The 12,922-nt window shown below is 35.4% G+C and carries 11 protein-coding genes; all 11 read right to left on the bottom strand.

Annotated features, from left to right (window positions below; translation table 11 throughout):
* Positions 1-103 precede the first annotated feature (103 nt).
* Positions 104-1,273 (bottom strand): AfsR/SARP family transcriptional regulator, encoded by a 1,170-nt coding sequence (locus tag BN1075_RS12840; RefSeq protein ID WP_040193628.1) that lies wholly within the window; start codon positions 1,271-1,273, stop codon positions 104-106.
* Entirely contained in the window at positions 1,267-2,829 is a 1,563-nt protein-coding gene (locus BN1075_RS12835; RefSeq protein WP_040193627.1) for an amidohydrolase, read from the bottom strand. Before BN1075_RS12835 ends, BN1075_RS12840 begins: the two co-directional genes overlap by 7 nt.
* A 128-nt stretch (positions 2,830-2,957) precedes the next feature.
* Entirely contained in the window at positions 2,958-4,574 is a 1,617-nt protein-coding gene (locus BN1075_RS12830) for an amidohydrolase (RefSeq protein ID WP_040193625.1), read from the bottom strand.
* Positions 4,575-4,589: 15 nt separating this feature from the next.
* The gene (locus BN1075_RS12825; protein ID WP_040193624.1) at positions 4,590-5,981 is read right to left on the bottom strand and encodes an APC family permease; all 1,392 of its coding nucleotides are present in this window, start codon (positions 5,979-5,981) and stop codon (positions 4,590-4,592) included.
* A 306-nt stretch (positions 5,982-6,287) separates the two neighbouring features.
* A complete protein-coding gene (locus BN1075_RS12820) occupies positions 6,288-8,030 on the bottom strand; it encodes an FAD-binding oxidoreductase (RefSeq protein ID WP_040193622.1) in 1,743 nt (580 codons plus the stop codon).
* A 124-nt stretch (positions 8,031-8,154) separates the two neighbouring features.
* Positions 8,155-9,108 (bottom strand): FGGY-family carbohydrate kinase, encoded by a 954-nt coding sequence (locus BN1075_RS22200; protein WP_235777800.1) that lies wholly within the window; start codon positions 9,106-9,108, stop codon positions 8,155-8,157.
* On the bottom strand, positions 9,105-9,689 hold the full coding sequence (locus tag BN1075_RS22195; RefSeq protein ID WP_235777799.1) for an FGGY family carbohydrate kinase: 585 nt from the start codon (positions 9,687-9,689) through the stop codon (positions 9,105-9,107). Before BN1075_RS22195 ends, BN1075_RS22200 begins: the two co-directional genes overlap by 4 nt.
* Positions 9,682-10,122 carry a DUF1667 domain-containing protein gene (locus BN1075_RS12810; RefSeq protein WP_081911587.1) on the bottom strand — a complete coding sequence of 147 codons (441 nt, stop codon included), beginning with the start codon at positions 10,120-10,122 and terminating at the stop codon, positions 9,682-9,684. The genes BN1075_RS22195 and BN1075_RS12810 overlap by 8 nt, the downstream gene beginning before the upstream one ends.
* On the bottom strand, positions 10,122-10,871 hold the full coding sequence (locus tag BN1075_RS12805; protein ID WP_052406537.1) for an FAD-dependent oxidoreductase: 750 nt from the start codon (positions 10,869-10,871) through the stop codon (positions 10,122-10,124). The genes BN1075_RS12810 and BN1075_RS12805 overlap by 1 nt, the downstream gene beginning before the upstream one ends.
* Positions 10,856-11,170: an FAD-dependent oxidoreductase gene (locus BN1075_RS22190; protein ID WP_052406536.1), complete on the bottom strand. Its 315-nt coding sequence runs from the start codon at positions 11,168-11,170 to the stop codon at positions 10,856-10,858. The genes BN1075_RS12805 and BN1075_RS22190 overlap by 16 nt, the downstream gene beginning before the upstream one ends.
* Complete coding sequence (locus BN1075_RS12800) at positions 11,160-12,887, bottom strand: NAD(P)/FAD-dependent oxidoreductase (protein ID WP_040193621.1); 1,728 nt, start codon at positions 12,885-12,887, stop codon at positions 11,160-11,162. The genes BN1075_RS22190 and BN1075_RS12800 overlap by 11 nt, the downstream gene beginning before the upstream one ends.
* Between the last annotated feature and the right edge of the window lie 35 nt (positions 12,888-12,922).

The raw sequence follows: 12,922 nt of genomic DNA, 5'->3' as shown, positions 1-12,922 counted from the left end.
AAATATCTTTAATAATATTGCTGTAAACGATTAAAATTAAGCAATTTAACAAATAAAAAAACTTACTAATAACTTTAAAATTATCAGTAAGTTCTTTATATCTTTAATATATTTTCACACCTTCTGCTCTCTCCAAATATCTCAATACTTCCCTTGAACAGTTGTCCATATTACTCATATCATTAACTTCAATCTCAACAATATATTCTTTACTTATCTTATTCATTAAGATGAAAAAACCTCGTACAACTCGCACTTCAGGCACCACTGCCTTTCTGTCAAAATCCAAGTTACAATGGTTTGCAAGGTGTTGTGAAATGTATGATAAATCTTGAAGATATTCCTTATCAATAGAAATCTCTGGATCAATTACGCCTTTTTCAATAAGCTCCTCAACTATTTCAGAAATTCCAAAGTAATCAACACTTTTAATCCCTTGAATTTTCAAAGTAAGATTTTCTTTATTTTTATTATCAGTGATTATGGATTTATAATTAATATCCCCATGGGCTTCTGCTTCCTCATGACCACAGCTTTCATTTCTTATTTGATTATATTTTTCCTGCAAGTCTTGTGAAGGGTGGATTCCCAAGCTATATATCATCTTATTTGAAAAATCCTGATAAAACTTTATGGCTCCATACCTATTTCCATTGTCAAGATAAATTGATATGGCTTTAAGTGCTAAATTTTCATCATAGGGGTCTATATTAAAAATCTCATTTATAGTTTCTATACACTGGTCAAACATTTCATTTTTTTCATAGAATTCTACAAGTTTTCTTAAGATTTTAATTCTGTGATTCTCTAATTTATTTCTCTGAAATATAATAATTTCATTAAATTCATCGCAATTATTAAAATAGTTTCCTTCAAAAAAATCTCCTTTAAAGGTATTTTTAAGGTCAATTAATTCCTTAACTGAATACTCTTTATCGCTGCAAAATCCAACTACTTTTAATATGTCACACTGGAAATTATAATTAAAATTTATTCCGCAAAAGTCCTTGTTGATCCTAAGAAAACTTTCACCTTTATCATCTATGGGTATTACCTTTTTTAGCAGCCACAGATTATACCTTAAGTTATACTTAGCAGCATCTTCATTGCTGTCAGGCCATAAATAGGCAATTACCTTTTCTCTGCTGATTTCTCTTTTTTCCTGAAGTATAAGTAATGCTATTAAAGCTGATGTTTTAACACCTATTTTATCAGTTATATCCTGTTCATTATATTCAATTTTAAATTTACCTAAAAAGCTTATATTTAACATTTTTCATCCATACCCACATTATATAAAATTTCACCTGATTTAATAGTTGTTACAACCTTTAAGTTTATTATCTCATCAGCATTAATCTTCATAATATCGCCATTTAGTATGACAATATCTGCAACTTTTCCAATTTCCAATGTTCCTTTATTATTCTCTTCAAAAATCGCATAGGCTCCATTATAAGTGTAGGCCTTTAATGCTTCAAGCACAGTTAAACGATGTTTTTTTATTGGATGATTAACAGCAGAATGTATTCCTAAAATTGGATTTGGTTCCGTTACATCACTATCTGAACCAGCACATATGATTACGCCCTTATCTTCAATCTCTCTAAGCTTATTGGAGTTGCCATAATACTTTCCTAACCTTTGCTCATACATTCCTCCTGGTGCCCCCCAGTAAGCTTCATATGAAGGCTGCATGGAAAAAAGAATTCCCAGCTTACTAGCCCTTTCAATCTGATCACTATTTATAATTTCAATATGTTCAAGCCTATGTCTTAACCCTGATATTCCTGTTCTTTCAAAAGCATATTCATGAGCAATAAGCGCTGCTTCTACGGCCCTATCTCCTAAGGTAAATAACGATAGCTGTAACTTATTCTTATAGCACTTCAGTACAAATTCATTTATATCCTCTTGAGCCATGCACATTATTCCCCTCTGACCTGGAGCATCTCCATAATCAAAGGTAAGTGCCGCAGTCCTTTCACCTAAAGTCCCATCAATATAAATTACTCCCCCAATCCTTTTTAATCCCATTTTCTTAATCTTTTCTATATCTATTGTGGGATAAAATAAGGTCATATCAACAGGATAATTTTTTGCATATTTATAAATGAATTCTGAATCAGGGTCATACATTACAGACCCACCCATTCTTCCACCCTCCATGGCATGAAGAGTAGTAATACCATAGGAAAGAAGTTTATTCATTATGTTTGCAACAACTTCTTTTCTGAAATCATCATTAACGTTTTTTAAAGTATTGGAATAAAGAATTGCATTGGCATATCTTTTAAAGATTCCATTTGGAATTTCTTTTTCATCAAGTTCTACACCATCTGCCATAAAAGGTATTTTGAAATATAACATACCACAAGTATTTAGAATGCTCACTTGATAATCTGAAGAATGTAAGGATACAGGTGATGTATTACAATACTTATCTAACTCTGTGCGTGTAGGAAACCTTTTCTCCATAAGCTGCTCAACCTGAAGATGGATGCCCCTAATGTGTATTCCCGGATTAAGACCTGCTGCTTCTTTTATCATTTCCCCAATTTCATCAAAACTTTTAACTCTGCTTAAATCAATACTCGCAATATTTAAAGCGGTAAGCACAACGTGAAAATGGCTGTCTATAAAACCTGGAATTACAGAATTTCCTCCTGCATCCTTTATAACTGTATTAATATCAATTAACGATTTGTACTCTTCCCCATAGCCAATATCGATTATTTTTCCATCTTTAACTGCAATCCAATGAACAATATCTTTATTATGATTCATTAGAATGCATTTACCATTCTTTATTATTAAATCTGCTTTCATAATAAAACTCCTAAAAATTATAAGTATTACATTATTAGTATTTATTGTTAATTATACCATATCAATAGTAAAATGGTTCATTAACCACTTTTAATGAACCATTTCATCTTGAAATATTTAATAATAGCTTATCTTTTATATACTATCTTGCCCCCAACCATAGTTAGGACAGGAAGTATATCCTTAATCTCCATCTTATCCACTGTAAATATATCCTTATTTAAAATAACTAAATCTGCATAATAACCTTCTTTTATCCTGCCTTTTTTATTCTCCATAAACTCTGCATATGCACTGCCAATAGTATAGGCATCAATGGCCTCATATACATCAACACATTCTTCTGGATAAAACCCGCCTTCAGGATATCCCACAGAATCCTTACGTGTAACTGCACTGTAAATATTAGGGAATGGATTACAAGATTCCACAGGACAATCTGTTCCATAGGAAACATGTCCCCCTAATTCCACCATGGTTTTAAAAGCATAGGATGTAGATGACAGTTCTTTGCCGCATCTTGATTCCACCGCATGCATATCGTAATCTAAGAAAATCGGCTGATACATTACTGGTATTTCTAATTTTGCAATTCTTTCAAGGAGTGGCCTGTCTGTAATCTGACAATGCACTAACGCATGTCTTAATAGATTTTTCCCATTAACAAAAGCCTTTTCATAGCAGTTTACTGTTTGCTCGATTGCAGCATCCCCAATAACATGAGTCACAACCTGCATATTTGCCTTTAAAGCAAGGTCACAATATTGTTCCATATCTTCATTGCTTATCCACTCTATTCCATAATTTCCTGGCTCATCATAATACTCATGTTTCATCATTGCTGTACGAGCACCAAGGCTTCCATCTTTAAATAGCTTTAATGGTCCTAAAGTAAGCCATGAATCTTCATCATATTTTCCTTTTACATACTCGCCTTCTTCAATATACTCTTTAAAATCATTTAAGTTATTAAAACATACTTGATGTCTATATCTAAGCAGCCCTTTTCCTTCATCATAAAATCTATGAAACATATTGAAATATGTTGGCACATCTAATACAGAAGTTCCAATATCGTTACTTTGAACACTAGTTACACCATGAGCCACTGCATAGTCCATGGCTCTGCTTAACATTTCTTCTCTCTCCTTCACAGTGAAATCTGGGAAAATTGCCTTAACATAGTTACATGCATTCTCAGTAAATAAACCATTAGGATATCCGTCCTCACCTAACTCAAAAGTTCCCCCTTCCCATTGAGGTGAATTTCCATCAATACCTAACATTTCAATTGCCTTTGTATTAGTTGTGAGTATATGTCCACAAACACGTTCCAAAGCAATTGGAATGTCCGTAGAGATTTTATCTAAATCATCTCTAGTTGGACATCTTTTTTCATCAGTAAATAAATCTTGATTCCAACCAACAGCATGTATTCCATGCTTAACCTTCTCAGGTTCCCTTACAATAAATTCTTTACACCTATCTATTATTTCATTTATTGAGGTGCAGTCCCCAATAGATACCTGCCACATTGATTCTCCAAGCATTAAAAGATGCATATGTGAATCGTTAAGTCCTGGTATTACAGTTTTACCTTCACAATCAATTGCTTCACACTGTTCTTCTTTTAATATGTCCTCACTTAAACCAACCTTTTTTATAAATCCATCCTCAATAAGAACAGCTTCAGCAAACTGTTCTCGTTCAATGTAAATTTTTCCATTATACAAAATAGTCTTCATTTTAAGTACCCCTTTCTATCTTTTTTCTTCCTTTTTAAGCTTTTTATCAAAGTAAATATAGAAGAATACGCCAATAACTGGTACGATACATCCTAACATTGCGCTAGTAGGATCATCAAAGAAAGTGTTAACAACTAATCCTAAGAATATTAATGCAGTAATTATTACTGATACAGGATAAATCCAAACCTTGTATGGTCTCTCGATATTAGGGAACTTCTTACGACAGATTGGTACCGCTAATACAGTTAAGAAGTTAAATATCATACCCGTAAATACAACAAGAGTAGTTAACTCATCTAAGTTACGTGACATAACTAATATAATCGAGATTACTCCTTGTATTATAATCGCTGTAGTTGGAACTTTATATTTTGGATGAAGTTTTTTATAACTTTTAAAGAAGTGACCTTCTTCAGCCATGGCATAATACATTCTTGGCTGTGCCATAATAAGTCCATTTAATGAACCAAACATAGCTAAAACCATACCAACAGTTACAATGATTGCACCTGCACTTCCAAAAAGCTTTTTTGCAACAGCTGTTCCAAGATAGAAGTTACCTTCTCCTATCATATTTGTAATCTCTTCATGAGTTAAAACCTTAAATATTGAGAAGTTAAATAAAGTATAAAGTATAGTTATACCACCAATACCAATTATCAAAGCTAAAGGAAGATTCTTTCTAGGATTTTTAACTTCTTCAGCTACAGTATTTAAATTTGTCCATCCTTCATATGCCCATAGTGATGCAACAACAGCAAAGGCAATCATTGTAATAATATTTCCACCACTAGCTGCTGCAGCTTCAGAAGCAGATGCTAAAGATAGATCTGGAGTTATTTTACCAAGGAAAAGAGCTCCACACATGATAATTACAATAGGTATTAACTTTGCAATCATAGATACATTTTGAAGTATAGAAGCAAGCTTAACTCCAAAACAGTTATAAATAGTTAATCCAATAATTAAAACTATGGCAAAAACTTTAATTCCAGTGTCATTAATATCAATAAAGAATCTTAATGCCGTTGGCAATGCTATAGCAATAGCCGCAACTGAACCTGGTCCCCCTAAAAGCCAATCGGTAAATCCAGCCAGGAAACCAACACTTGGATGATAAGCCTCATTTAAGTATAAAAGTCTTCCACCAGCCCTTGGCATAGCTGAGCCAAGCTCTGCATAACAAAGTCCTCCCATCAATGAGATAAGGCCTCCAATTATCCAGCATATCAAAGAAAGGCCTAAATTCATTCCAGTTCTTTCAATTACATAAGAACCTAAATAAAAAATTCCCGAGCCAACCATAATTCCGCCAATTATACTGACTCCTCCAAATACACCTATCTCTCTTTTAAATTCGGTCTTCTCTGAAGTAACCTGTTGTAAATTATTTTCTGTACTCATAAAAATCCCCCTTTTAAAACATGTCAACAATATAATGAATAATTATCAACATATTTTGTTTATAATTACATTTTAATGAAATTGTGTTGTCATACCCGTTTATAAAATCTATTATGTTATTTTTTTATCAACCCTTATTTAAAAATTATTTAAAACTAATAAACACTTACTAAACACTTTACACAATTTTTTGACTTTTTTTCTCAATAAAATAAAAAAAGCCCTCAGCTTTACCTCATTTCAGTCTTCTCACTCCTCTGAAATCAGCTAACCCTAAGGGCTTTTCTATATCATATTAATTAAAACTTATTCCTCTTCCTTCGGTGCCAAGAATCTTTTTACATTCTCCTCAATATCAAGACCTAAAGTTCCACCAGGGTTCATGATATTGTCCTTATCAAAATGATTCTTTAAAGTTCTGATAATATCATATTCAGTTCTTCCAAGATAGCCTTCTAGCCATGGACCAAACATCTTTCCAATACCATGGTGATGGCTCATGGAAGCTCCTGATCTTTGAATTGCATCTAAGATTCCTGAATGATAAGCTTTATATTCGTCAGGGTCACTCATCTTAGCTATAAAGATCCAATAAAGGTTTGCTCCTTGAGGATATACGTGAGACATGTGTGTCATACAAATTGTGTTTGGACGAGTCTTACAATATGCTCTTACCTCTTTATGAACTTTAGACATATTGCTCCAGTTTACACTGCATTCCATGGTATCTGTTACAATTCCAAAGTCCTGCATGGTATCTCTCAAATATGGGTCGGAGAATCTTCCCTTTTCCCAACTCTTTGTTACAATTCCTGTTAAAGACATACCTCCATATTCTTTGGCAACTCTTCTTACTACCTTAGCACAGTTTTTGCTGAAGCCTTTTTCTCCATTGGTGAACCCTAGAAATAGGCACATTTCTCCTTCCTTAAAGTTCTTCATCTTAAAGAGATGTCTTAAAGGACTTTCATCAACTCCATAAAGTCTTAACATGATTTGAGTTTCCTCTGGGTCTGAAAGCCTGAATACTGATGGGAACCCACCTTCACTCTGCATTATCTCCCTTGCAGCCTTTTGAGCTGTCTCCCAATCTTTAAACATGAAAGAAAATCTTTTTATAGTTTCAGGCATATGTCTAAATACCTTAAGAGTTACATGGGTCAAAACACCATAGGCTCCTTCGCTGCCCATCATTATATGTCCAAGGTCTGGTCCTGTGGCTTTACGAGGATATTTATCAGTCTTTATATTTCCAATAGGTGTGCTGTACTCTTGTCCCATAACAATATCACTTATGCAGCCATAGTAAGTACTATTCTGTCCTGCTCCCCTGGTTACAACCCAGCCACCTACAGAAGAATATTCAAAACTTTGAGGAAAGTGACCACAAGTATAAGCTCTTTTTGCTCCAAATAATTTCACTGCATCATTAAGGGTTTCTTCAAGCTTTGGACCACTCATACCAGCTTCAACGGTGATGGTCTGGTCAACTTCATTAAATTCTATAACCTTGTTAAATCTTAACCTCATGTCTAGGGAAATTCCACCCTTTACACATTCCACTCCACGGGTAACACTTGAGCCTCCTCCATAAACATAAACAGGAATTTTTTCCTCAGTACAATATTTAACGATTTCTTCAATCTGCTTTTTTGAATCTGGATATATAACTGCATCAGGAATATTTTCAACAATTTTATTTCTAAGTCTTAAAATATCATACATAGTCTTTCCATAGGCCACTGAAAGTCTTGAATAATCATCTGTACGAACAAATTCTTCTCCTGCAATTTCTTTAAATCTATCTATCTGATTCCGGGACAAGTTACACTTAATATCATATTTAACTTCCTCAAAACCCAAATCTTCCTTATAATCCTTGAAGAACTCATCATCTAGGTTAAAAGTTTCCTTCACCATCTTATATAAACTTTCCTTTGGAGGCTTTATTTTTGATGGCTCTCCCCACTTAAATATGGAACGATAACTCTTTGGACTAAAGGCTTCATCCACCCACTTTGGCTCAAAATCTTTATATTTATGTGACATACCCTTCCCCTCTTTCTAAAATAATCTCTATTAATTTCTAAATAATATTTAGATTAAATACAACACTTGAATCTCACAAATTTAAGCAATCTCCTTATTCTGACCTCTTCCCAAAAGTTGCACTTCAATTTATATTTTTCTTATATAGTGGTAACAGCTTTGGAAATATCATTTTATAAATCTCTTCAAATAATCTTTCGTATAATTCATGCTCCTTCATATCAGGCTCAAATTCATCCTTAATATGAACCATAGACTCAAGAGCTTCTTCAATATTTTCAAAAACTCCCTTTGCTTTAAAGGCAACAATTGAACTTCCAAGGCCGCTTGCCTCATGGGTTTGTATCCTGTAAACTGGCATTCCGAACATGTTGGCTGTAATTTGGCAGATTTCATCACTTTTAGAACCTCCACCAGCCACATAAAGGCTTTTGACCTTAATTTTGCCTCTCCTCTCCATGGTTTTTAACCCATCCATTATGGCAAAATTTATTCCTTCTATAATTGCTCTATATATATGAATCCTAGTGTGAATATCGGAAAAACCTATAACAGCTCCTCTTGCCTTTGGCATTACCACACCTGGAGTAAAGTAAGGCTGAAACATTAATCCGAAGCAGCCAGGGGGTATATCTTTAAGCCGCATATTTAATAACTCTTCAGGATCAATACCAAGTTCCTTAGCTTCCTGTATTTCCTTATTGGCGAATTCCTTCTTAAACCAAGAAATAAGCCAATATCCTCGATATATCTGAACCTCTGGATTGTAATGATCTTTCAACACTGCAGGATAAGAAGGAATAAAAGGTAAGGGCTCCATATACTTATCCGTTGTAAATTGTACCGTCGCTGTTGTCCCAAAGCTAATGGCAGCCTTATCCGGTGTTGAACAGGAAAGACCTAAAGTCTCACAGCCCTTATCAGATCCCGTTGCTATTAATTCCAAGCTGCTATCTATACCTGTTGCTTCACTTGCACTCTCACAAATACAACCAATAACTTCTCCTGGTTCAATTATCTCACATAACTTTTCCTTCTCCACATCGAATATACACCGCTTTAAATCATTGTCCTTCATCCACCCTCTGGCTTTACTATCAAAGGGTATATGGCCAATGATGCTGGCACAAGAGTCAACAAACTTTCCTGTAGCTTGTAGTTTATATATCCTGATATCATTAAAAACTTGAAGGTCTTATCCCAGATTTCTCTTTCATAGTTTTTTATCCAATTGCAGGCTGAAACCTTTCTCTGTAATTCAACAGCTTCCCCCATGCCAACCACATTAAACATAAGCTTTTTAACAGGATTTAAAGGTTCCATATCTGTGGTTTCCCTTTTATCAAGCCATAAAATCACATCTCTTAAAGGCTTCCCATCCTCATCAACACAGACACAGCTGTCTCTAATGGTAGTGCAGGTTACAGCAATTACCTCCTGCCATAAATCCCCTGCTTCCTCCTTAAGACTTAAACTAGTTTCGCAAAGAGCTTCCCAATAAAAGTCAGCACTTTGCTCTGCATACTGTGGCTCTTTTGAATAATAAGGTTTTTCATATTTTTTCTGCTTTTCTATAACAATATTTCCTTGGCTGTCTACCAGCATTGCTCTTGTACTTTGTGTTCCAATATCAAAGGTTAATACTAAAGGCTTACTCATAGCACTTTATCCCCCTAACTGTCACCTCAAATCTATTGATTTGGTCCGCAGAAGTTTCTCCTTTGGATACAGGTGAGAAGAAGTCGCCATTAATTGTGCTGGTGGCAATTACATTACACCCTGTACCCAGGATATCCTTAACAATAATATCTCCACAATTTACCTTGTCCTTTATAAGAACTTTATTTAAAACCTCCATTGCCTCAAAAATCTTCTCTTTTGGAATTTCCACCTCAGTCCGAACTGGTAGTAAAGGCATCTCCTCAAAAATAGTTCTTACAGTTGTGGTCAACGATCTTGTAGGGTTTTTAACCTCATTTCTAGCAAAGTTTTCTCCTCTTTTACACTGATTTCCTTCAACTAAAATCTGCTCCCCATTAACCTCCACCTTAAGGCTGCATCCCATAGGACAACCAATACATATGATTTCCATTATTCCTTCACCTCTCTTAAGGAAAGCTGAATATTACTTTTTTCATTTATTTCAACGCCTTGAAAATCCACCTGAATTCTTTCCATTTCTGGCGGTCTTAAAGCTCTATACTTCTTCTTAAAAACTTCATTTCCATCAACAGTTACCCTTAATTCACTTGGCCCCATGTCTCTATCAGCACGGAAAAACATTACTGTTTTGCCTTTTATATTTTCTAAATTCAAAATCTGTGGAACTTCATAAAGGATATTTTCACCGCAGTTAACCTTTGCAATTTTTCTTCTTCCCTTTGAATACTCAGCTGCTGCTTTCCCTGCAGCCTCCCCACTTTCAGACACATAATCTACCAAATCATTTACATGCATAGCATTGCCACAGGTAAAAATCCCCTGTTCCATGGTCATGTAATTTTGATCTGCTATAGGTCCTTTTGTTTTTGAGTCTAATGGAATATTTAAGCCTTCAGCCAGTTCATTTTCTGGGATTAATCCTACTGATAAAATAAGACTATCGCATTCTAAAAGTTCTTCAGTACCTTTTATAGGCTGCATTTTTCCATCAACCTTGGAAATTTCAACTCCAGTCAGCCTATCCTGTCCAAACACCCTTGTTACTGTATGGCTTGTATAAAGTGGAATATTAAAATCATAAAGACATTGAGAAATATTTCTTCTAAGACCACTTGGTGAACTCTTTGCTTCGTATACCCCAAGAACCTTGGCTCCTTCAAGAGTCAGTCTCCTTGCCATGATAAGTCCAATATCTCCACTGCCTTTGTAATTTTAGTTACAAAAGTTAACAACTCAACCTTAACAGAAGACTTTCCTACTTCTTCTATAAAACTAAGGGCATATTCAGGTCCTGCCATTTTCTTTTTAAATCTTATAAGTCCAAAACCATCATGAATACACTGCTTTAATATGCCTCCTAGACTATTTTCACGCTCTATTAAAATCACCTTTGCTCCTTGTTTTTCAGCTGCCAGTGCTGCTGCCAGCCCAGCAGGTCCTCCTCCAATAACTGCAACATCAAATTTTTTATTCTCCATCCTTTGCCCCAGCCTCCTTGGTGTCACCGAAAACTATATTGCTTCCCTCACCATTTTTTATTACTTCCTTTAAAGGTATTCCTTTCGCCTCTGCAATAAGCCTTGCAACCAAAGGTCCGCAAAAACTCCCCTGGCATCTTCCCATTCCAGGCCTTACCCGTCTTTTTACTCCATCAACACTGTCACAAGGCACAGAACGATTTAAAGCAGCTAGTATTTCCCCCTTGCTTACCTCTTCACATCTGCACACAATACTTCCAAAGTCAGGATTACTTTTTATGAAAGCATCCCTTTCTTTAAGTGACATTTCAGATAAATCTGGGATTCCTTTTCGATAAGGATTAAAGTTTGGATTTTCCTTTACACTTCCCTCTTCCATTAATAATTCCACCGTATACTTTGCAATGTCCACGCCTATAGCAGGTGCCGCAGTTAAACCAGGGGATTGAATACCTGCCGCATGAACAATATTTTTAGTGAACTTACCCTTCTGAAGAACAAAGTCTTCTTCATAGGTGGCAGCTCTGATTCCCGTAAAATAGGTTATGATATCAGAGGTTTTAAGACTTGGTGAAGCCGCTCTTTGCTTTTCAAAGGTGTTATTTATACTTTCAGCATTAGTACTGAAATTTTCTTTTTCAAAGGTTTCCACTGCATCTGGTCCAATAAGAAGGTTGTGGTCAATGGTTGATACAATGCCTCCACCTTTCGTATGAGTTGTTGTAGTAGCTTGAGTTCCTATTAATGAAGCAATAGTTCTCACCTGAAAAGCAGCTTTTTTATCTAAAATAGAATTAGTCCCTTTTCTAGGATGAATGGAAAAGAAATGATCCTTTGCCAGCTTAGCAATCTCTTCACTAAATACCCCAGCAGCATTTACCACAACCCTTGGATAAATAGTCCCTCTATTAGTGGATACTGATCTTATTACTCCATCCCCCACCTCCATATTAAGTACTGCAGTATCAAGACTTAGCTTCACCCCATTATCCACCGCATTTTCCGCATAAGCTATGGTTATTCCATAGGGACAAATAATTCCTGCTGTTGGGAAATATAAAGCACACTGAATGTCTTTACTTAAATTAGGTTCCCTTTTAAAGAGCTCCTCCCTGCCAATGTACTCACAAGGTACATTCATACTCCTCCAATACCGTGTGGCTAGGGGTAGCATAAAGCTGTACCATTCCTTTTTAAATCCTAAATACTGTCCCGTTCTTTTAAAGGGTACATCTAACTCCTTTGAAACCTTGTCATACATTTTATTTCCTAAGGCATTGTACTTTTGTTTAATCTGACCCTTCTTTAAATCTATTCCTGGATGAATCATTCCATCATTCCTGCTAGAGCCATGAAGTGCCACATCATGCTCCTTATCTAAAAGCAGTATCTTTAAGTCCCACCGGCTAAGCTCCCTAGCAATGGCACAGCCAACAATACCTGCCCCAATAATCACCACATCATATTTCTTTCCCTCAAGACTCTCATCCTTTAAAGCTGGCATCCTCATCTTCTGCTTTTCTATACTTGTACACTGAATATTGTTAACCACATGACTTCCATAATGGCCCGAAGCAGCCAAAAGTCCTGCCTTAACAACATCTTCCCACTTATCCAATTCTCCTATTAAAGTAATAACATCCTCTTTATAGCTTGCACTAACTGACTCCCCATAAAGCTTATTCAAAGTTTTATTAAGCTTCTTAAGCGATGCCACTAGCTCGCCTCCTTTATCGGTCAGCCAACCGACTT

Source organism: Clostridium culturomicium (assembly GCF_000821305.1).
GTDB classification, from domain to species: Bacteria; Bacillota; Clostridia; order Clostridiales; family Clostridiaceae; genus Clostridium_J; species Clostridium_J culturomicium.
The sequence above is the reverse complement of the archived record's forward strand: the minus strand, read 5'-3'. Positions and strand labels throughout refer to the sequence as shown.